This window comes from Roseivirga misakiensis, assembly GCF_001747105.1.
Lineage (GTDB): Bacteria > Bacteroidota > Bacteroidia > Cytophagales > Cyclobacteriaceae > Roseivirga > Roseivirga misakiensis.
This window is the reverse complement of the sequence record NZ_MDGQ01000005.1, coordinates 640,498-660,492: the sequence shown is the minus strand read 5'-3', so window position 1 is coordinate 660,492 and position 19,995 is coordinate 640,498. Positions and strand designations below refer to the sequence as shown.

Below are 19,995 nucleotides of genomic sequence, written 5' to 3'. Positions count from 1 at the left end.
TCATACGGCTTTCACGGCTATTCGGTGGCAAGCATTATTCAAATATCCTTTCGGGTTCCACCCCGGTACTACCATAGGCTGAGATGTTCCTTCACTGTCGGTAGCCTTCGCCCAGACTTCATAATATCCCTTTTTAGGAAGCTCAACGTTCACGGACCATGGTTGCCATGCCAATCGATTGGCTGGTGGACTTAACTTAGCTTTTTGCCAAGTCGCACCAAAATCTATCGATATGTGCACTTCTTTTACGCTGAGCTCACCAGCCCAAGCTTTCCCTCTTACTTCAAAACTATTGCCCAATTTGATGAGTGCTCCAGATTTAGGGTAAGTCACCAAAGATTTTACTGGCATAGACTCAATGATACACATCTGATCTTCTGGGACTTCAGTTCCTGGGGCAACTGCTTCGCATGGAACGCGATAAGCTGTACCAGTCATTTTGGGTCCATCATGAACGATATTACGGACTACTAGTCGATCGATCCATTTTCCCGAAGCCGAAGCGGGGTAACCTCCAGCGATTAGTCGCAATGGATAACCGTGAGCTAACGGTATATCTTTACCATTCATTTGATAGGCAATGAGGGTTTCGTCTTGCATGGCTTTAGCAATCGGTACGCCTCTAGAAATCACTACTTTACTAGGATCACCACTCAGGTGTGTGTCTTTTCCATAATAGCCAATGTAAACCGCATCCGCTTTCACGCCAACGTCCGTTAACAAGTCTTTTAAACGAACTCCAGTCCATTTCGCACTCGAAACCGCTCCAACAGTCCATTGGTTTCCTTTAGCTGGAGGGTTAAATTCACTGCGACCATTACCCCCACATTCGAGCGTCAACTGATAAGTATGGGATTTGAAGTTGTTCTTAAGATCAGATAGCGTGTATGTTTTGGTGGCTTTCGCCGATTCTCCCTCAATAGTAAGTTTCCAGTTATTGGCATCGATATTTTTGGGAATAACTCCATTGTTACGAATAAACATTCGGTCTTCAGGGGTTACTAAGTCGTCCAACAAATGCGCTTTTGCTTCAATATTCCAGGGCCGATCGTTCAGCGTGGTCATTTCCTTATGCTTATTGAATAGGGTCTGTGGGTCGTTCTGTTCCAGAAATATGGGCGAATACTTGGCCAGCATTTTCTCACCGAAAACTATTTCTGTTCCGATGATTGAGGTTAATGAAGCTAATGCTGACTTCTTAATGAATTCCCTTCTTTTGGTCATAAGCTAATCCAATAGTTTATAGTGCTCAATTAAAGAACTATTCTCGTTTTCTCAATATAAATAGCTCACCAACGGTCATATTATAGATAAAACCAATTATTTAATTAGCGTAATCGAGAATTGCCTTCCCTATCTAGCAAAAAAAGATCCCGACAAACCTTTGTCGGGACCTGGATAGAAAACACCTGTTTTAATTACCTCAAACCAATTAATCAGGTTACCTTAAATTTCTTGTTCTTTCTATAAAGTGGACTACCTCTTTATTTGATATGATCTGCTTACCCTCTTCTTTCAATTCATCTAATAATAATTCGGCCATCCTTTCATCTACCGCCTCACTCTTAGCCCTCGAGCTATTCCGATAAATTATGTTTAAATGATCTGTCAATAGTTTGCGGCATTCTGATTCAATATAGAAAACGACACCGCTGATGGTAATCTTGTGTTGGCCGTCCATGGTTCCGAGGTAAAGTGTGGGTTGGGTAAACATCTTGTTCTTCTTTTTCTTATTAGACTTCAGCTTTTGTAAAAGGTTACTGAAGTTTCGCTTGCTCTATATTACAGATGCGTTCTAATCGAAAAATGTTGCATATCACCCTCAGAATTAACAGACATTAAGGGTAATTAACAGTTTTCACGCTTTATTCACCCCTTTTTCAAGTAGATGTTACTCGTAACTGTTTCAAGTCTAAGGTAACTTTCGCCTGATTTATGGGTAGTCGAGATTTTATGGCTACTTATCATCGGCAAGCCTCTATCTTGAATAGCACTTAAATCGAAGTTCGTGTAAATGTCACCGTTTACCGTCTTTAGTTCTATCTCTGCGCCTTTCTTCTCGGGCCATGTAATATTGATATCGCCCGTGACCGTTTTCACATCCATTTCTTCAAAGACTCCCCTTATTTCAACATCGGCAATAACCGTTTCTATTTCTACCTCCGTTTTCTGAGGCAAAAGCACTTCAACGACGATGTCTGAGCAAATTTTATTGTTGTTTCTATTACCCCAAGTGTGCGAATTATCACCTTCACAGCTCTCATAATCAGAATCATTGATCATGTCCATATCAATTTCAAGGTCAAGCTCAATACGACTCTTTAATTCTTCCAGATCTATTTGAACTGCCTTGTTCAGCGCTCCTCCATTTATTTCATAAGTAACCTTGACCTGTACCTCATCCTTATCCCACGTACCGATCGTCACATTAGTGGCTAAATCAACATCAATCCGTACTCGACGGCCATCTAGTGGCAACGTTTTCTCTAAATGATCTACTTGAGCAATAAGAGCGCTACTCATAATCATTAGTAAAAGCACAATTATATTTCTCATCGCTTAATTTTTACGGAGAAACACATTACCAAACCGCGTTTCGACATTTACCTTATTGCCATTTTTCTTAGTCGATAACTCAGCGATCATTTTCTTACCAGGCATATCGTTGCCCTTGATATTAAAATCACTATTCAAGTCAGAAAATAATTGCCCCCATGAAGAAGACACCGTGAGAAAACCGATGTTATTTTCTTTGATGGTGAGGTCAGCCCCACCAAAATGTGCATCGACAAAAAGTTCAATGGGTAAATCGACAACTTCGACCAATCCATATTTTGCTGTGATAGTAAGCGGACGGTTTTTCGGAACAGTCACTTCAACCACAATAAATATTTCTACTCCTTTATTTCTATTACCATTGCCTTGATCTACTCTTTTTCCATTTTTGAAAACCTTCTGCTTATGATCTTCATAATCATCGCTACTACTCATATAGACACCATCATACTTACTCAGACCTGTAAGTTTTGAAGAAATAGTAAGCCGGCCTCCTTCTGACGTCGACCGCAGTGTAAAATTGTCATTATCCTTTCCCTCATTTATATCAAGTTTTGAAATGACTTGTACCTCATCTTTATCCCAAGTCTTAATCTTTACTATTTGAGGGTATTCGAAGTCTAAAGAGACCTCTTTAGCGCTTTTAAGCGGAAAGGATTTTGTGGACTGCTCTTGTGCCTGACCAATGATCACAAAGAGCATAAAAAGTGTTGTTATGATTGACCTTTTCATATGATTTGAGTTTTGTAAAACATGCCCCGAGTTTGATTTCTCTAGCTACTCAAGGCATGCTTATCATTAGTTTACTTCTTTCTCAAGTAGGCATTTCCGTGGTTGGATTTAATCTCTAGTCCAACACCACCACCATTGATTGAACCTTTCACTGTGGAGCTCACTTTGCGCATATCTTCCGTTTTATCAAATGCTATTTCCAAATCAGAATAAGCCTCACCGTAAGGAGTTCTGATGGTAATGTCTGCCTTTGATTTGCTCGGGAGTGTCACATCCACTGAGGAGTAAACTGAGACTAAAGAAGTTGGACCAGACTGGCTAAATTCTGAGAAAATTGCCGTTACAGCGCCGTGCACTGTATTGACTAATGCAGGACCTGTTACGTTTTCTAGGTGTACAGCATTGTGCCTTCCCGAAACTTCAACTTCACCAGAAACTCCATACACTTCAATTTTACCACCTTCCCAGTTTCCTGTATGCTGGATTTTAACCTTTACATCTTTGGGCACTTTAATGGTATATTTTCCTTCCACTCTCCGAGCAGCTTGTATGATCGTAACTTCATTTCCGCTTTTTTGGACATTGAGACCAATATTAGTGTTGTCTTCACCTCTAGCGCTCAAGGCTTTGAGACCTTCCGCCCTTTTGGGACGCGAAGTACCTTTACTGTTCATCATCACAATAGATTTCCCATCATAAGCTTCAACAGTTACTCTATTGACTTCTTTTATGATCACCGTTGTGGCCGATGAATTGCCTATCTCAACTTCATATTCTTGTGCCAGTAATCCAGTTGATAGGATCAATGCGAATGCGATTAAGCTTAGTTTTATGTTTAACTTTTTCATTTTCGTTTGTTTAATCTTCTTTAATATTTTGAGTTAAGTTTTGTGGAGATCAATCCACTTGTTGTTTATAATTCTTTGAGTCGGAATATGCCCAGATAAGCCTCTTCTTTTACTTCTTTTAGTACTTTTTCATCATTACTCAGTTGCTGAAAAGTTTCTATCGATGACTTTTCTTTTAATGAAACCAGACAGTCTATTAGCGTGATTTGAACAGCTGGTTCGAGTTCTTGTAACAAGGCATCTCTGAGTGCTTCCCTTGCTTTCTTATTTGAGCCAAACTTGGTCAATGCACTGGCTGCCTTAGAGCGAACATGCATACTCTCATCATTTTTGAGAGTGGCAATTAGCACGTCAACCGTTTCTTCATCGGCTTCTTCAAAAGCCATTGAACTACTTACAGCCTGTAACCTACCACTCGCTGAACTACTTTCTAACTGGCTGAACATAAGCGACTTCATTTCGTCCAGTTGTGCTTGCATTTTCTCCATTCCATCATTTGGCCGTAACTGATTGCCAAACCAAACACCAGATAAAACAAGTGCTACACCTGCCGCTATTCGGTAGAACCAAATACGGTTTGAGGGTTTCATCGCTACAACTGGAGTATCATTTTCCAGTTTTGCAAAAAGGTCGTCTTCGCTCAACTCACTTTTTACACTGTTCATATAGGTCATTGCCAAGAATTGATCTTGATATGACTTTAAATGGTCGGGAATATCCTCTCCTTCAAAGAAAGTTTGGAGTTGCAATTCTTCTTCAAGAGAAGTATCCCCGTTATAATATTGCTCAATGAGCTTTTCTATGTCCTTATATCCCTTCATAACTCGTCTCTTTTAAATAAGCTTGCCTTGCGGCTTTTCTTGCTCTGGAGAGTCCTACTCTTATATTATTCACTGCCAATCCAGTCTGTAATGCAATCTCATCGTATTCATACCCTTCAACATCTCTCAGGGTAATCAGTAACCGCTGTTGTTCTGGCAAGCCTTCAAACGCTTTCATCATGAGTTGCATGCTTTCGCTCAATTCAATTTTCCGCTGAGGACTTATAAAACCAGAGTCAAATTCCATTTCCTGAATGTCCAACTGATGTTTATGCTTTATAGACTTCAGTTTATCCAAACATTGGTTTTTTATAATTGTCACTGCAAGAGCATCGATACTATTATATCCGGCCAGCCGATCACGCTTCGCCCAAAGCTTAGCCATAACATCCTGTAAAGCATCCTCGGCTTCTTCCGTAGACTTAAGCATACTTAAGGCAATTCTAAACAGCCGATCCTTTAGAGGTAGAACCTTTGTTTTAAACTCTTGCAACTCCATTCATTAGGGTAGACGAGCATGTGAAAAAGACATTACACTCAAACATGATTATTTTTTGAACACCAATAGACCGATGTATATCATGCTGATTTTCAGTACTTAAGGAATATAGAAAAGTTAAGATTAATTTCGTCAAGTAGATTTTATGTTTTTTGTTCTATCTAAAATACTAGCCTTTTTTGTACTTCCTATCACCTGGGTTATAGGGCTCTTTGTCTATTCCGTATGGACAAAAAACACGAAGTGGAAAAAACGTTGTTTTTGGACTGGTTTAATTTTGCTACTATTCTTCTCTAACAGATATATCAGCAATCGCGCGATGTTGATTTGGGAATACGATCCCGTACCTATGGAGGAAGTCGGGAATTATGATGTGGCAATTGTATTCTCTGGGGTTACTAAAGGCAGTAAAACACCGCGAGACAGGGTCTACTTTAACCACGGTGCCGATCGTATTACTCATGCTTTGCAGCTTTACAACGATGGGAAGATAAAACACATAGTGGTGAGTGGTGGCCTTGGTTTTCAACAGATTAGCAACAGTTTTGCTGCCAACAGATTAGCTTCTTTTTTGAAAATGGCGGGTGTGCCAGAAAAAGATATTACCGTAGAACCGAATGCGGCAAATACCTATGAAAATGCCGTAGAAACTGCTGAAATTTTGGAGCGTGACTTTCCAAATCAAAAATATTTACTCATCACTTCTAGTTTTCATATGAAACGCGCTAAGTTGTGTTTAGAGAAGCAAGGAGTGACTTTCGATATATTTCCAGCAGGTTTCCATACCATGCGCCCAACAACTAAAATTGATGATCTGTTTTTCCCGAGGGCAGAAGCGATTATGAATTGGGAGCTTATGGTTAAGGAATGGGTAGGCTTAGCTACTTATAAACTGATGGGGTATATATGACGTGAGGTTGTGAGGCTAATCAAAAAACCATCACGTTTACATCCTCCAGAATCTTAATCAATTCTGGTGCTTCTTTCATTTTTAAATAATAGAAAATGTTTTTACCCTCTCGCTTACTACCGAGAACGCCCTTCATTTTCATATTAGCCAAATGATGTGATGTAAGTGATTGTTCTAAACCGAGATATCCGGCGATGTCGTTAACGGACTTTTTATCGTTAGCACTAAGCATATCAATGATCGCAACCCGCATAGGGTGCGCTATTGTTTTGAGAACGAATGCAATCTTCTCAACTCTCTCGTGGTCAAGTTGCCTCTCCATTGTTGCTTAGGTTATACGTCAAATATATGAACATACTTTCATATAAAAAAGGGAGTTTATTTAAAAGTGTCATTTTCTTTATATAGTCATATGTTTTCATTTAAAATCACACATATGGTTAGCTTTAATGACTTGTTTACCCCTTTATTAAGCACAAAAAAAAGGGTGCTTCCGCAGAAACACCCTCCAGTTTTAGTTCAGGAAAACTAGTTGAATACTATTTTCAATTCCACTCTTCTATTAGCGGCTCTTCCTTCTCTTGTAGCGTTATCAGCTACTGGGTTAGCAATTCCATAACCCTCTGCCTGCAACCTATTAGATTCAATACCCTGACCTTCTAAGTAAGCTTTCACAGCATTGGCCCTTCTCTTAGATAGTTCTAAGTTGCTGTCTGCTCTACCTGTATTATCAGTGTATCCGCTTAATTCTAAGTTGAAAGTTGTATCCTCTTTCATTAGCTCAGCCACTTGATTAAGTGAAGCATATGACGAAGTTTTTAACACATCACTACCGCTATTGAATTGGATATTTTTAACAGCAAGCTCTAATGCCTTCTTAACTTCCTCTTTCACTTCAGGACAACCGTTATTGGCTGCAATACCTGCTATTTGCGGACATGTATCATCCTGATCTCTGATGCCATCACCATCGGAATCTGGACAACCATTTAAAGTACCTGCAACTTCAGGACATCTATCATCACTATTCTTCACACCGTCGCCATCGTTGTCAGGACATCCGTTTAACGTTCCTGCAACAGTCGGACACTCATCTTCTGAGTCTTGTACACCGTCGCCATCCGTGTCAGGGCATCCGCCAAATGCAGCTACACCAGCAACTTTAGGGCATTTATCTTCGCTATCTTTTATACCATCTCCGTCAGAATCAGGGCAACCATTTAAGGTACCTGCCTCACTAGGACACGCGTCATCTTTATCTAACACACCGTCTCCGTCTGAATCAGGCCACGGACATCCTTTGTTTTCTGCAGGACCCGCTTGATTAGGACATGCATCTTCTTTATCGAAGATTCCGTCACCATCTGAATCCTTTTTCTTACCTAGTGAAAAAGAAACGCCCAAAGAATATTGCATGTATCTAGGCGTATCTTGGAAGCTATTATTGTAGGCTGCCTTTGTTGTTATGCTTGCCCCTTCCGTTACTTTGAACTCGATTCCAGCACCAAGTGGCATGTTCGCATGAGTTCCTTCCTCAAATTGAGTAAAGAATCCATCGATATCGTTAAACCAGTTAAGACCTAATCCAGCAAATACGAATGGAGAAATTTTAGAATCTTCCTTAAAAATATATCCGTTCGCTAATTTGTAGACAAGTCTTAAGTCTAAATCGGTTAGTGTGCTTTGAAAAGTATTCTCATACTGTAGTTTACCATGAGAAAAACCAAACTCAGCATCAAAGCTTTTAGAAATGTATCTATCCACTCCCACTCTAAAGCCAGCATTATCTAACTGACCGAAGTCATAGAGGCCTTCCCAAAATCGATAGCTAAATTTGTTGTTAGTTAACTCAATATTGACCCACCATGGATCGTCTTGAGTTTGCGCATAGGAAGACATTGAAAAAATTCCCAGCATTAAAATGATTAAGTAGTTACGCATGTTTTTATGTTTTTAATTTTCGGAGATATGCCAAAAAACTTACCATAATTGTTTTTCGGTTACTTAATATAAAAAATATGCCTCTAAGACCCTAATTGACTATTTTCACTATTTCAGAGAATCAAAGGCTATTCAATTATCTTCCAATATTCGAATCAAATTCCCAAATTGAGAATCTATAGCGATGAATAAAATTGGTTTAATCTCAGACACTCACAGTTTTCTGGACGATAGGGTCTTTACTTATTTCAAAGATTGTGATGAAGTATGGCATGCTGGCGACATCGGGGACCCGTATGTCTTGGATCAACTTGAAGAATTTAAACCCGTACGTGCTGTTTTCGGGAATATTGATAACCAGAGCCTCAGAGCAAGAATCCCCGAAGTACAGTCTTTTACCATAGATGGGCTAAAAGTATTTATGATTCACATAGGCGGTACACCTCCTCGATATGCCAAAGGGGTCAAATCTCAATTACTAGAGGAACGACCTCAGCTGTTTATTTGCGGCCATAGTCATATACTTAAAGTTATGCCCGACCAAAACTTAAACAAGATGCTTTATATGAACCCTGGAGCAGCCGGACACCATGGATTTCATAGAGAAAGAACACTTCTGAGGTTTAGTATTAATGAGAGTAAAATATCCGATCTAGAAGTAATCGAATTAGGAAAAAGAGGTAGAAACTAAAAAAGGACTTCGATTGCTCGAAGTCCTCTCCAATATTTTCAAGAAGCTATGAATTACTCAGCAGCAGCGTCAGCTTCTTCAGCTTTTGCTTCTTTCTTAGGCGCCTTAGCTTTTTTAGGCTTTGCTTCTTCGCTTTTTTCAGCTTTAGTTTCTTTTACCTCTGCCTTTGGTGCTTCCGCCTTAGGAAAAGATGCGATTAGAGCCTCTTTATCAATATTTTTGATAACTGGCGTAGCTGTCAGTTGCTTGATATTATTCTGTCTCTTAGCTGCAGTCTGCTTATTTCTTCTTGCTTTTCTCTTTAATCTTGTAACTCCCATGATGAAGGCTTTTCCTAAAATGAGCGGCAAAGATAAGAGTTTGTTTGCTTTTTTGGAACTATCTTTTCATTAAATCTTAAGAATAATTTTGCAAGCCGCTTTCAATCCTACTCTTTCACATCTCATTTTAGTAGATTTGTCCAAAATTAATCTCAATGGCACAAAAACCTTCACTTCCAAAAGGCACTAGAGACTTTGGCCCAATTCAGATGTACAGACGTGAATATATTCTTGATACAATCAAGCATGTATTTAGGAAGTACGGGTTTATGCCCTTAGAAACTCCGGCCATGGAAAACTTAAGTGTCTTAACCGGAAAGTATGGTGATGAAGGTGATCAGCTATTATTTAGAATTTTAAATTCTGGAGATTTTCTTAACAGCACCTCGGCCGAAGACTTTGAGAATGGATCGAAAGCGGTTTTGCCTAAAATCACGAAAAAGGGGTTAAAATATGACCTGACGGTCCCTTTTGCGCGCTACGTTGTGATGAACCGAAATGAAATTGCATTCCCGTTCAAACGCTATCAAATTCAACCTGTATGGCGTGGAGACAGACCTCAGAAAGGTCGTTACCAAGAATTCTATCAATGCGATGCAGATGTGGTGGGCACGGATTCACTTATTTGCGAAGCGGAACTTTTGGCTGTCGTGGAAGAGGTTTTTCAACTGCTGAAATTCAATGATTATAGTGTTTCTTTAAGTAGTCGGAAAATACTCGAAGGAATTGCCGAGATATGTGGTGCAGCCAATCAGTTTTCAACCTTCTGTACAATTCTAGATAAACTGGATAAAATCGGGCTTGACCGAGTAGTCGAAGAGCTACAAAAAAGTGGCATCAAACCTGAAGGGACCGAAAAACTTAAGGAAGTTCTGTCTATCGAAGGTGACAATGAGCATCGACTTAATCAACTGGCGAGCTATTTCGACAATTCTGAGGTGGGAATGAAAGGCATTAGCGAAGCTCGCGAAACTCTTACCCATCTTGTCGATTTGGGTGCAACAGGAAATAAAGTAAACATAGATTTCACCTTAGCCCGTGGCCTCTCCTATTATACAGGCATGATTTACGAAGTAAAACCTACCTCAATAAACATGGGTACCATTACTGCTGGCGGTCGGTATGATAACCTAACAGGTGTTTTTGGAATGCCAGGTGTTTCGGGAGTTGGGATTTCCTTCGGTATAGATCGTATTTATGATACTCTGGCCGAGTTAGACCTATTTCCAGAAGATAAAGCCAGGTCTACAAAAGTACTGATCACCAATTTTGATCAAGATTCTCAAAAGCATGCTATATCTATTCTTAGTGCATTACGGAAAGAAGGAGTTGCTTGTGAGATATTCCCTGAATCGGCGAAGTTGAAAAAGCAAATGGCTTACGCAGATAAGAAAAGGATATCGTATGTATTAATGGTCGGATCACGAGAAATTGAAACGGGTGTTTATACACTGAGAGATATGTCGAACGGGGATCAAATGGAATTAGACTTAGGCCAACTCTTAAAGCAACTAAGTGATCAAGGCGCATAGCTAAATAAGGCTGAGTCTTGAGAATTGTTATTTTTGAATAAGTTTCGGGATAATCTACCGTTTATGACACTAAGTGTCATGTCTAATTTGAATTCGTCATTTTCCAAATCACCTCTTAAAATAAGTACCTGGTACATTCTTACCTTGTGGCTATGTCTATGGAACACTACACCATTACAAGCACAACGACTTAGTAACAATGGAGACTTTAGACTTGCCCATGTTACTGGTTGTGCACCATTTACTGTAACACCCGAATTGCTTTTCCCTGTGACGACTGAGCCGGTGCTTTACTATTATGAAAACACGCTAGATCCCAATGACTGCACAGAAGATTTTAATCAAAATCCCGCAGCGTGTGTAAACACCTCCGCATCTTCAGACACGCAATTCACTTTCAATACGCCGGGCACTTACTACATAGTCCAAGCAATAGGCACCATACCCACCCCTAGAGTTGATTACATTGAAATCCGTGTTTTTGAGGATAGGGCCCCATTTGTAGGAATTTCAAGTTGCAGCAATAATGAAGCTTTATTTGTTTTTGACTTCTCAGGAGATTTCTTTGACTACTACGACATCGACTTTGGTGATGGAACCACCACCCAATTCCAAAAGACTGGCAACAACATTTTCAGTCATACCTATCCTCAACCTGGCACATATAGCATCTCTATTGAAGGCCAATTAAACTCAGGTGACAATGCATCTTGTGTTTTAATTCGTCGAGAAGATATTGTGACCTTTGACCAAATTCCCGAACCCATTATAGATAGTCTAATCATAGAAAACGACATAGAGGCTAACATATATTATCAGCCGCTGAATGACTTGTTGGTTTACAATTTAGAGATCGATCGCGGAAATGGATTTGAGTTTTTTCAACGACTTCCGACAAGAACTAACCCCAGTAATTTTTTAATTAGAGATGTTTCACTCGACTTTCGCAACGAACCCTATCGATTCAGAATAGAAGCTACGGACAACTGTAGCTCTGCTCCCACTTATGCTGAACCGATCGCCAGTATTGCACTTAATTATGACCTTAGTTCCTTCAATAGCGGTATAGAAGTCGGTTTAATCTGGGAGACATCGCCGATCAATTTCAATACCTTAGATTATTATGTAGGCAATAACTTTCAGCAAAGTTTTAATACGCCTACAAATTCCACCGGCTTTACAGTGACTTTTGATAATTGCACCGATTTTGAACGAATATTTCTTGAACAAATCTTTAACGGAAAGCTTTCCAGAAGCCTTAGGCTTTTGCCTTTCGAAGGAGAAAACTTAGACCTTCCTCCTGTAAACCCTCCAACTGCAGATTTGAATGGGCTGGGTATTGTATTGAACTTCACTCCCCCTCCGTTTCCAGCGGATAGTTACAGAATTCTCAGAAGAAATATGGCCGGCGTATATGAACAAATAGGAACAACAAATGCTAATACATTCACAGATGGCAATGTACCCACGGGAATCGCTCAAGCTTGCTATGCCATTCAATATGTAGATGAATGCGGAAATGTGTCTGAAAGAAGCCCAGAAACTTGCATAACGGTATCTGGACTTATACGAGTGCCAACTGCATTTAGCCCAAATGGAGATAATGTAAATGACACATTTAGCGTGGGGGAAGGAATATTTATTTCCTTTGACATGAAGATTTATAATCGGTGGGGAGCATTAGTATTTAGGTCCAACAACCCAATTGAAGGTTGGCAAGGCACTTTTGAGGGCACCCCTTCTCCAATTGGAACATATACCTACAAAATCACGTTTAGGAATGCCGATAACGTACCAATCTCAAAAACAGGAACTTTTCTATTAATTCGATAGATTTGGCAAAAATTCAGTAGCATGTTCGACATGATGAAAATGATGGGCAAGGTCAAGGAGATGCAGACCAAGATGAAAGAAGCCCAAGAGAGACTAGAGTTCATTCAAGATACCGGCGAAGCTGGTGGTGGAATGGTGAAAGCCACTGTGAACGGAAAAAAACAAATCATTTCCATTGATATTGACGAAAGCCTTCTCGTCAAAGAAGATAAAGACATGGTGCAGGACTTAACAGTAGCAGCCATTAACATGGCACTCGAAAAAGTCGATATCAAAGCCAAAGAAGAGATTAAAAATAGCACTGAAGGTATACTTCCTAATATTCCAGGAATGGATTTCGGGAATATGTTCTAATGGAAAAACTTTCTGTAGTTCTTCTTAATTATAATGGCCAACACCATTTAGAAAACTTCCTACCCTCTGTAACAACTCACAGCAGGCCGTATGAAGTAGTTGTGGTTGACAATGGTTCAACAGACGACTCTGTGGCCTATCTGGAAAAAAACTATCCTGAAGTAAGGCTCATCAAATTCGAGGAAAATCACGGATTCAGCGGTGGATACAACAAGGCTTTAACGCTTTTAGATTCAGAATACGTGGTTTTACTAAATACCGATGTTGAAGTAACACCAAACTGGATATCTCCTGTATTAGCACTGCTTGACAGCGACGAACAAATAAAGGCTGCACAGCCAAAAATCTTAGACTACAAAGCCAAGAATCGTTTCGAATACGCAGGCGCCTCAGGTGGATACATCGATGATTTAGGATATCCTTTTTGTAGAGGACGAATTTTTCAGACAATCGAGGAAGATCTAGGTCAGTATGATGATGTCAAGGAAGTATTCTGGGCATCTGGAAGCTGCCTTTTTGTCGATAGAAAAACCTACTTAGAACTTGGTGGTTTAGATGTTGATTTCTTTGCGCATATGGAAGAAATCGATCTTTGCTGGAGAATATGGAAGTCGAAAGGTAAAATTATGGTTTCTCCAGAAAGTCGAGTTTACCATGTAGGTGGTGGAACACTAGATAAATCTAAACCGCGTAAAACATTCCTAAACTTTCGAAACGGTTTAAGCCTGCTCATCAAAAATGAGGATATGGCTAAGCTAGTCTGGAAGCTTCCATTAAGAATCATCTTAGATTGGGTGGCGTTAGTAAAGTTCTCGATTGAGAGTGGCCCACAACATGGTTTTGCCATTTTTAGAGCTCATATTTCTACCGTATTAAACTTCCGAAAAACCTTAAAAAAGAGGGGTAAATCAAATAATCACAGTGCTATTCCAAGGTTCAAAGGGTGGATTACTTGGCGCTACTTTGCAGCTGGAACAAAAACATACAATAAATTGTAACCAGCTAATTACCTGTTAGTTATACCACACTGGATTTCTTCTTCGTCGTAGGTGCTTTCTAAAGTTGATCACCCAAGCCAGAGACAAATAAATAATCAAAGGAGATCCAAACGTCAAGAATGACGCGTAAATAAAGAAAAGGCGTATACTAGAAGTAGAAATATGAAGCTTCTCTCCTAGCTTGGTGCAGACCCCAAATGCCTGATTTTCAAAAAATTGCTGGATTCGCTCCATTTACATTTAATTTATTGCGAATTTATAAACAAAATATTAATCGCAGAATCGGAATCTACTAAAAAATTCTTAAACTTGCAGCCTGTTTAAACAGACAAAAACAATCCAAATTCTTATGAAAACCCAAACTGCTAAATCTATTTTCCCTGTTCTACTCATTGGAATCCTGTCTTTTTCAGGATGTGCTTTGAGTCAAATGAAAAAAGCAGCAAAAAACCAGGAACTGACGGTTACACCTACGCCTTTGGAAGTTCACGCTGATACAGTGCGTTTTGAAATGTCAGCCAACCTTCCACTTAAAATGCTGAAGCCAAAGAAAGTTTATCAATTGAATTCTTTCTACAGATATGGAACTAACGAAAGAGCTTTGAAAAAAATTGAATTCAAAGCAACTGACTATCCTAACTCTGATACTGAGCAACCAAAAGTGACTGAATCTTTCGTATTCCCTTACAGAAAAGGTATGGAAAGAGGAAATGTTGAGATTCAAGGACGTGCCATCAATCCAAAATCAGGCAACTATTTGGAAACCGACAGACTTGCGATTGCAGAAGGCCTAATTACTACATCAAAATTAGTTCAGCCTTCATACTACGCTTCTTATGCTAACCATGGATACAACGATCAAGAGGAATTAATCCCTACGAACGTTGAATTTTTCTTCGATCAAGGAAAGTCTGTTTTCAGAGCTACTGAGCAATCAAGTGATAGAGGAGCAAAATTTGCTGCTTTCATTGCTGAGAAAAACGTAACAAGAACGGTTACTATCATCGGTTCTCACTCACCAGAAGGAAAAGAAACTATCAACTCTGAACTAGCGCAAGAAAGAGCAGCGGCTATTGAGGCATGGTACAGAGAGCAAATGGACAAATATGACTACCAAGGATTGGCTAGTAATATTAGGTTCATCATCAAGCCAGTTGTACAGGATTGGAGTGGTTTAAAAGCAATGCTTGCAAGTTATGATGGCATCTCATCAAGCCAAAAATCAGAATGGAATAGCATTATCAATGGATCAGGTTCATTTGAGCAAAAAGAAAAAGAGCTTCAAAAATTAAGTACTTACAAGCAAGTATTTAAAGAAGTTTATCCAATGCTTAGAACGGCTAAAACTGAAGTTTTAACTGTTAAGCCTAAGAAATCTAAAGCAGAGATCGCTTCTATGGCATTGAATTCTCCAAACAGCTTATCTGTTGAAGAATTAGCATATGCAGCGGCAAACAATCCGTCTTTAGAAGAGAAAAAGTCTATCTACGAAGCTGCGGCTAAAAAGAATGACACTTGGATTATCCATAACAACTTGGGTGCTGTTACTATGGAAATGGCAATGAGTGCGAGCGGCAGATCACAAAGAAACATGTTGACAACTGCAACAAATCACTTCAACATTTCTAACCAAAAGAATGCTAATGCAGAAGCACAAGCAAACTTAGGAATGGTGTTAGCTATGCAGGGCAACCTTTGGGGAGCACACGCTGCATTGACTAAAGCGGCGGGTATGAACCCTGGCAATGATGTAAGACAAGGTGTGAATGGTGCCAAAGGTGCTGTTGAAATAATGGTTGGTCGTTATGACTTGGCTATTGCATCACTTAACCGCGCATCGTCAAGATCTGTTGATCAATTCAACAAAGGACTTGTACAGTTATTAAGAAAAGATTTTAGAAATGCTCAGTCTACGCTAGAAAGTGTAATCTCTAAAGACAGAGGTTATGTATTAGCACACTACGCTGCTGCAATTGCCGCTGCTAGACAAGACAATGAGAACAAGTTAATCGAGCACTTAAGAAATGCTGTTAATGCCGACGCTTCATTGAAGACTAAAGCCTTGACTGACCTTGAGTTCAGAGCTTATTCTGGCACAGATGTATTCATCAATTTGATGAAATAATCTGACTCCAAATCATAAATTTGAAAGCCTCTTCGATTCCTCGAAGAGGCTTTTTTATTGCCCGATTTAATGCTCAATTCTGTCTTGCTAATTGAGCGTTGAATGTTTATTTTTACGCCCCTTAACAGAACAATTCATGAGAGTTATACAGTTCAGAGAAGCGCTAAGAGAAGCGATGTCAGAAGAGATGAGAAGAGATGAAAAAATCTTTCTCATGGGTGAAGAAGTTGCGGAATACAATGGTGCCTATAAGGTTAGCCAAGGTATGCTTGATGAATTTGGAGCCGAACGCGTTATAGATACACCCATAGCTGAATTAGGCTTTGCAGGAATTGGCGTTGGCGCAGCAATGAATGGTTTAAGGCCAATCATTGAATTTATGACTTTCAACTTCTCCTTGGTAGCCATAGATCAGGTGATTAACTCAGCTGCAAAAATGATGTCGATGTCTGGTGGTCAATTCCAGGTACCGATCGTATTTAGAGGACCTACTGGAAACGCTGGAATGTTAAGTTCTCAGCACTCACAGAACTTTGAGAATTGGTTTGCTAATACACCAGGTCTGAAAGTCGTGGTTCCGTCAAACCCATATGACGCAAAAGGTCTATTAAAATCTTCAATCAGAGATAACGACCCGGTTATTTTTATGGAGTCAGAATTGATGTATTCTGACAAAGGAGAAGTTCCTGAGGGCGAATACCTATTACCTATCGGACAAGCACACATTGTGAAAGAAGGTACAGACGTTACGCTACTTTCTTTCGGTAAAATGATGAAGATTGTTGATGAGGCTGCAAGCGAGCTAGCCAAGAATGGTGTAAACGCCGAGGTTATTGATTTACGTTCAGTAAGACCAATAGACTACAAAACAATTATTGAATCAGTGAAGAAAACAAACAGGCTTGTTATCGTAGAGGAAGCTTGGCCACTGGCTTCAATCTCCACTGATATCGCCTTTAATGTACAGAAAGACGCATTTGACTATTTAGACGCTCCAGTTAAGCGTGTAAACAGCTTAGACTTGCCACTACCGTATGCTCCTACCCTAATTGAGGCCATTTTACCAAATGTGAAAAGGACAATTGAAGCAGTAGACGCCGTGATGTACAGATAAAAAGAATCTATTATAGAGAAAAGCCAGATCTTCCGTCTGGCTTTTTTTATGTTTATACATGGCTAAACTTATTCTTATTTTTGGTGTAAGCCGATCGGGTAAGTCCTCCTTGGCAAAGCAGTTAAGCAAAGATTTATCGAATTGTTTTTTAATTCATCTTGATGAGTGGATCGTACCTGAGCATCAACTGCCAAAGATTAAAGATCGGATTGACTGGGAAAAGCCTGAAACCATTGACTGGTTAAGAATCAATGACTTAATTATGCAGGGTATTAAAAGCCATAACTACGTAATAATTGAAGGTATTTTCGCGCTATCGATAAGACAGCTTGCAGAAAAAGCAGATTTCACGATCCAATTAGAACTTGAAAAAGAGGAATTCTTTACCAGAAGAAACCAAGAGACTCGTTGGGGTAAAGAACCAAAATGGTTTATCGAGCACGTTTGGCAAAGTCATTTGAAGTACAGCAATCCACATAACATAAAGCCCTCGATTACAATCAAAGGCATTTACACCCACCAATACACAGATCTTACTAGAAAAATAGGCTCCGCTGGCCAGTAAATTTGTTTCTATAAAATCAATTCAATAGATTAACGAAAAATTTAGTTGATCTTGAAAACACATCACATACTAAGCATTTTAGCCTTCACATTATTCATTGGCTCATGTTCTAGACCAGAGCCCAAAAAGGATGATGAAGAATACGTACCACCTGCGCCAGTTGAGCGTGTCGCAGACTTTGAATCAGATATGCCTGCCTATAAATTCGAATTCGGTTCTTTAGCTCTAAACATAAATGTAAAAGACCTTGATCATAGAGTATTTAAGCATTTCGGCCATTTTTATACCGAAGACTATAATATATATCGATTAGACAGGGTCGACTACCTAGCAGAATCTTACTTTATTGATGAAGTAAACCTCTACTTTATAGACAGTCTTCTCGTTAGAATTCAAGCTTTTTTAAAGGAAGACAAGACAGATGAGTTTTTAAGAAAATATGGTAGCGCAAAAATCTCTATCGACGACTATCACAATAAAACGCTCTTAAAAACAGAGAAAGTAGTTACTAAGAAAAACGGCAAGTACACAATCAATGAAAAGCTGGACGCATATACCTTAAAGTGGATTCGAAAGGATCTTGATATATCCTATCAAGTGAGCAAGAAAGCAGATACTGGTCGAATCATGCAAGCGCAAGAACTACAGGCTTTCAATGACAAACGACAACGATATAAACTCACCTTTCAAACCAAAGACTTTGAAAATCAACTAGCTTGGGTAAAGTGGGAGTCTTATCAAGAATCCAAAAAGAAACAGAAAACTAGATAGCCTTAACGCCTTCCTCCAGCCATGTTAGCCAAACCTGACATGGCGCGTTTACCGCCCATTTTATTCATAGCCTTCATCATTTTTCTCATGTCGGCGAACTGTTTCATCAGGTTATTTACTTGCTGAATCGAAGTTCCTGATCCTGTGGCGATTCTTTTTCTTCTACTACCATTAAGAATCTCAGGATTTGCACGCTCGTCTTTAGTCATTGATTTAATAATGGCCTCGATCGGTTTGAAAGAATCATCATCAATATCGATTCCCTTTAGGGCTTTCCCCATACCAGGAATCATTCCCATCAAGTCTTTTAGGTTACCCATCTTTTTGATTTGCTCTAACTGAGACAAGAAATCATCGAAATCGAACTTATTCTGACGAATTTTCTTGTTCAACTTTTTAGCTTCCTCCTCGTCAAAAGACTGCTGAGCTTTTTCTACCAAAGAAACCACATCACCCATACCGAGAATTCGGTTGGCCATACGATCTGGATGGAAGACATCGATAGCCTCCATTTTCTCACCAGTAGATATATACTTAATCGGCTTCTCAACGACCGTTCTAATTGATAATGCAGCTCCACCCCTAGAATCACCATCTAACTTGGTAAGTACAACACCGTCAAAGTCTAAACGCTCATTGAAAGTCTTCGCAGTATTTACTGCATCTTGACCCGTCATAGAGTCCACCACAAAAAGTGTTTCAGATGGATTTACCGCCTCTTTTAGTGCCTCTATTTCTTGCATCATGACCTCGTCCACAGCCAAACGACCCGCGGTATCCACGATGACTATTTTCTTACCATTTGCCTTGGCATGCTTAATGGCATTATTCGCAATCTCAATCGCATTTTTGTTCTCAGGCTCGGCGTAGACATCAACCTCGATTTGCTCACCCAATACTTTCAATTGATCGATAGCGGCAGGACGATAGATATCACAAGCAGTCAACATTACCTGACGGCCTTGTGATTTCAACATTCTAGCGAGTTTCCCAGAGAAAGTTGTTTTACCAGAACCCTGTAAACCTGAAATAAGGATAACGGCAGGATCGCCTTTAACGTCCATGTCAACTTTTGAGCCTCCCATCATCTGGGTAAGCTCCTCGCTTACAATTTTTGTCAGTAATTGGCCCGGCGATACAGATATGAGAACGTCTCGACCTAGGGCCTCTGCCTTAATCCGATCTGTTACATCTTTTGCAACCTTGTAGTTTACATCGGCGTCAATTAAAGCTCTTCTTATCTCCTTGACGGTGGTAGCCACATTAATTTCGGTGATCTTACCCTGTCCTTTTAAAGTCTTAAAGGCTCTATCTAACTTTCCACTTAAATTCTCGAACATATCTGCCTGTAATTTGGGCTGTAAAATTAGCCAAAAAATCGATCA

Annotated in this window: 22 protein-coding genes; 10 read left to right on the top strand and 12 right to left on the bottom strand. The window is 39.7% G+C overall.

What is annotated here, in order from left to right:
• The 7 genes from BFP71_RS10660 to BFP71_RS10630 form a co-directional block, all read right to left on the bottom strand.
• Positions 1-1,224, bottom strand: a complete 1,224-nt coding sequence (locus BFP71_RS10660; protein WP_069835458.1) for a sulfite oxidase — start codon at positions 1,222-1,224, stop codon at positions 1-3.
• A 217-nt stretch (positions 1,225-1,441) separates the two neighbouring features.
• Complete coding sequence (locus BFP71_RS10655) at positions 1,442-1,714, bottom strand: hypothetical protein (RefSeq protein ID WP_141719737.1); 273 nt, start codon at positions 1,712-1,714, stop codon at positions 1,442-1,444.
• Positions 1,715-1,869: 155 nt separating this feature from the next.
• A complete protein-coding gene (locus BFP71_RS10650; protein ID WP_069835456.1) occupies positions 1,870-2,556 on the bottom strand; it encodes a DUF4097 family beta strand repeat-containing protein in 687 nt (228 codons plus the stop codon).
• 3 nt (positions 2,557-2,559) lie between these two features.
• Positions 2,560-3,288, bottom strand: coding sequence for a hypothetical protein (locus BFP71_RS10645; protein ID WP_069835455.1), 729 nt, complete (start codon positions 3,286-3,288; stop codon positions 2,560-2,562).
• A 71-nt stretch (positions 3,289-3,359) separates the two neighbouring features.
• Positions 3,360-4,136: a DUF4097 family beta strand repeat-containing protein gene (locus tag BFP71_RS10640; protein WP_069835454.1), complete on the bottom strand. Its 777-nt coding sequence runs from the start codon at positions 4,134-4,136 to the stop codon at positions 3,360-3,362.
• Between the two features lie 65 nt (positions 4,137-4,201).
• Positions 4,202-4,957: a HEAT repeat domain-containing protein gene (locus BFP71_RS10635; protein ID WP_069835453.1), complete on the bottom strand. Its 756-nt coding sequence runs from the start codon at positions 4,955-4,957 to the stop codon at positions 4,202-4,204.
• Positions 4,944-5,456 (bottom strand): RNA polymerase sigma factor, encoded by a 513-nt coding sequence (locus tag BFP71_RS10630; RefSeq protein WP_069835452.1) that lies wholly within the window; start codon positions 5,454-5,456, stop codon positions 4,944-4,946. The genes BFP71_RS10635 and BFP71_RS10630 overlap by 14 nt, the downstream gene beginning before the upstream one ends.
• A 145-nt stretch (positions 5,457-5,601) precedes the next feature.
• Between BFP71_RS10630 and BFP71_RS10625 the strand changes: the two genes are divergently transcribed.
• Positions 5,602-6,366, top strand: coding sequence for a YdcF family protein (locus BFP71_RS10625; protein WP_069835451.1), 765 nt, complete (start codon positions 5,602-5,604; stop codon positions 6,364-6,366).
• Between the two features lie 19 nt (positions 6,367-6,385).
• Here the strand turns inward: BFP71_RS10625 and BFP71_RS10620 are convergent, their stop codons facing one another.
• Positions 6,386-6,688 carry an ArsR/SmtB family transcription factor gene (locus BFP71_RS10620; RefSeq protein WP_069835450.1) on the bottom strand — a complete coding sequence of 101 codons (303 nt, stop codon included), beginning with the start codon at positions 6,686-6,688 and terminating at the stop codon, positions 6,386-6,388.
• A 206-nt stretch (positions 6,689-6,894) separates the two neighbouring features.
• The gene (locus tag BFP71_RS10615) at positions 6,895-8,307 is read right to left on the bottom strand and encodes an OmpA family protein (protein ID WP_069835449.1); all 1,413 of its coding nucleotides are present in this window, start codon (positions 8,305-8,307) and stop codon (positions 6,895-6,897) included.
• Between the two features lie 184 nt (positions 8,308-8,491).
• Between BFP71_RS10615 and BFP71_RS10610 the strand changes: the two genes are divergently transcribed.
• Positions 8,492-8,998: a metallophosphoesterase family protein gene (locus BFP71_RS10610; RefSeq protein ID WP_069835448.1), complete on the top strand. Its 507-nt coding sequence runs from the start codon at positions 8,492-8,494 to the stop codon at positions 8,996-8,998.
• 53 nt (positions 8,999-9,051) lie between these two features.
• Here the strand turns inward: BFP71_RS10610 and BFP71_RS10605 are convergent, their stop codons facing one another.
• Complete coding sequence (locus BFP71_RS10605) at positions 9,052-9,348, bottom strand: hypothetical protein (protein WP_141719736.1); 297 nt, start codon at positions 9,346-9,348, stop codon at positions 9,052-9,054.
• 125 nt (positions 9,349-9,473) lie between these two features.
• On the opposite strand from BFP71_RS10605, the gene hisS reads away from it, so the two are divergent.
• The 4 genes from hisS to BFP71_RS10585 all read left to right on the top strand — a co-directional run bounded on the left by hisS (position 9,474) and on the right by BFP71_RS10585 (position 14,035).
• On the top strand, positions 9,474-10,850 hold the full coding sequence (hisS, locus tag BFP71_RS10600) for a histidine--tRNA ligase (RefSeq protein ID WP_069835446.1): 1,377 nt from the start codon (positions 9,474-9,476) through the stop codon (positions 10,848-10,850).
• 78 nt (positions 10,851-10,928) lie between these two features.
• The gene (locus BFP71_RS10595; protein WP_176723352.1) at positions 10,929-12,683 is read left to right on the top strand and encodes a T9SS type B sorting domain-containing protein; all 1,755 of its coding nucleotides are present in this window, start codon (positions 10,929-10,931) and stop codon (positions 12,681-12,683) included.
• Positions 12,684-12,704: 21 nt separating this feature from the next.
• A complete protein-coding gene (locus tag BFP71_RS10590; RefSeq protein WP_069835444.1) occupies positions 12,705-13,037 on the top strand; it encodes a YbaB/EbfC family nucleoid-associated protein in 333 nt (110 codons plus the stop codon).
• Positions 13,037-14,035, top strand: coding sequence for a glycosyltransferase family 2 protein (locus tag BFP71_RS10585; RefSeq protein ID WP_069835443.1), 999 nt, complete (start codon positions 13,037-13,039; stop codon positions 14,033-14,035). The genes BFP71_RS10590 and BFP71_RS10585 overlap by 1 nt, the downstream gene beginning before the upstream one ends.
• A gap of 15 nt (positions 14,036-14,050) precedes the next feature.
• On the opposite strand, the gene BFP71_RS19515 is transcribed toward BFP71_RS10585, so the two are convergent.
• Entirely contained in the window at positions 14,051-14,269 is a 219-nt protein-coding gene (locus BFP71_RS19515) for a PspC domain-containing protein (protein WP_088124988.1), read from the bottom strand.
• Between the two features lie 115 nt (positions 14,270-14,384).
• Here BFP71_RS19515 and BFP71_RS10580 point away from each other — a divergent pair, with 115 nt between their 5' ends.
• The 4 genes from BFP71_RS10580 (at position 14,385) to BFP71_RS10565 (ending at position 18,610) form a co-directional block, all read left to right on the top strand.
• Complete coding sequence (locus BFP71_RS10580) at positions 14,385-16,160, top strand: tetratricopeptide repeat protein (RefSeq protein WP_069835442.1); 1,776 nt, start codon at positions 14,385-14,387, stop codon at positions 16,158-16,160.
• Positions 16,161-16,296: 136 nt separating this feature from the next.
• A complete protein-coding gene (locus BFP71_RS10575) occupies positions 16,297-17,274 on the top strand; it encodes a pyruvate dehydrogenase complex E1 component subunit beta (RefSeq protein ID WP_069835441.1) in 978 nt (325 codons plus the stop codon).
• Between the two features lie 58 nt (positions 17,275-17,332).
• Positions 17,333-17,839: an AAA family ATPase gene (locus tag BFP71_RS10570; RefSeq protein WP_069835440.1), complete on the top strand. Its 507-nt coding sequence runs from the start codon at positions 17,333-17,335 to the stop codon at positions 17,837-17,839.
• A 51-nt stretch (positions 17,840-17,890) separates the two neighbouring features.
• Complete coding sequence (locus BFP71_RS10565) at positions 17,891-18,610, top strand: hypothetical protein (RefSeq protein WP_141719734.1); 720 nt, start codon at positions 17,891-17,893, stop codon at positions 18,608-18,610.
• Positions 18,611-18,612: 2 nt separating this feature from the next.
• On the opposite strand, the gene ffh is transcribed toward BFP71_RS10565, so the two are convergent.
• Complete coding sequence (ffh, locus tag BFP71_RS10560; RefSeq protein ID WP_069835438.1) at positions 18,613-19,950, bottom strand: signal recognition particle protein; 1,338 nt, start codon at positions 19,948-19,950, stop codon at positions 18,613-18,615.
• Positions 19,951-19,995: the final 45 nt, after the last annotated feature.

Bases quoted from the DNA above. Each gene is read 5' to 3' on its own strand.
- BFP71_RS10645 (WP_069835455.1), bottom strand. From the start codon at position 3,288: ATGAAAAGGTCAATCATAACAACACTTTTTATGCTCTTTGTGATCATT.
- ffh (WP_069835438.1), bottom strand. From the start codon at position 19,950: ATGTTCGAGAATTTAAGTGGAAAGTTAGATAGAGCCTTTAAGACTTTA.
- BFP71_RS19515 (WP_088124988.1), bottom strand. From the start codon at position 14,269: ATGGAGCGAATCCAGCAATTTTTTGAAAATCAGGCATTTGGGGTCTGC.
- BFP71_RS10635 (WP_069835453.1), bottom strand. From the start codon at position 4,957: ATGAAGGGATATAAGGACATAGAAAAGCTCATTGAGCAATATTATAAC.
- BFP71_RS10625 (WP_069835451.1), top strand. From the start codon at position 5,602: ATGTTTTTTGTTCTATCTAAAATACTAGCCTTTTTTGTACTTCCTATC.
- BFP71_RS10590 (WP_069835444.1), top strand. From the start codon at position 12,705: ATGTTCGACATGATGAAAATGATGGGCAAGGTCAAGGAGATGCAGACC.
- BFP71_RS10630 (WP_069835452.1), bottom strand. From the start codon at position 5,456: ATGGAGTTGCAAGAGTTTAAAACAAAGGTTCTACCTCTAAAGGATCGG.
- BFP71_RS10570 (WP_069835440.1), top strand. From the start codon at position 17,333: ATGGCTAAACTTATTCTTATTTTTGGTGTAAGCCGATCGGGTAAGTCC.
- BFP71_RS10585 (WP_069835443.1), top strand. From the start codon at position 13,037: ATGGAAAAACTTTCTGTAGTTCTTCTTAATTATAATGGCCAACACCAT.
- BFP71_RS10595 (WP_176723352.1), top strand. From the start codon at position 10,929: ATGTCTAATTTGAATTCGTCATTTTCCAAATCACCTCTTAAAATAAGT.
- BFP71_RS10620 (WP_069835450.1), bottom strand. From the start codon at position 6,688: ATGGAGAGGCAACTTGACCACGAGAGAGTTGAGAAGATTGCATTCGTT.
- hisS (WP_069835446.1), top strand. From the start codon at position 9,474: ATGGCACAAAAACCTTCACTTCCAAAAGGCACTAGAGACTTTGGCCCA.
- BFP71_RS10615 (WP_069835449.1), bottom strand. From the start codon at position 8,307: ATGCGTAACTACTTAATCATTTTAATGCTGGGAATTTTTTCAATGTCT.
- BFP71_RS10650 (WP_069835456.1), bottom strand. From the start codon at position 2,556: ATGAGAAATATAATTGTGCTTTTACTAATGATTATGAGTAGCGCTCTT.
- BFP71_RS10640 (WP_069835454.1), bottom strand. From the start codon at position 4,136: ATGAAAAAGTTAAACATAAAACTAAGCTTAATCGCATTCGCATTGATC.
- BFP71_RS10610 (WP_069835448.1), top strand. From the start codon at position 8,492: ATGAATAAAATTGGTTTAATCTCAGACACTCACAGTTTTCTGGACGAT.
- BFP71_RS10660 (WP_069835458.1), bottom strand. From the start codon at position 1,224: ATGACCAAAAGAAGGGAATTCATTAAGAAGTCAGCATTAGCTTCATTA.
- BFP71_RS10575 (WP_069835441.1), top strand. From the start codon at position 16,297: ATGAGAGTTATACAGTTCAGAGAAGCGCTAAGAGAAGCGATGTCAGAA.
- BFP71_RS10655 (WP_141719737.1), bottom strand. From the start codon at position 1,714: ATGTTTACCCAACCCACACTTTACCTCGGAACCATGGACGGCCAACAC.
- BFP71_RS10580 (WP_069835442.1), top strand. From the start codon at position 14,385: ATGAAAACCCAAACTGCTAAATCTATTTTCCCTGTTCTACTCATTGGA.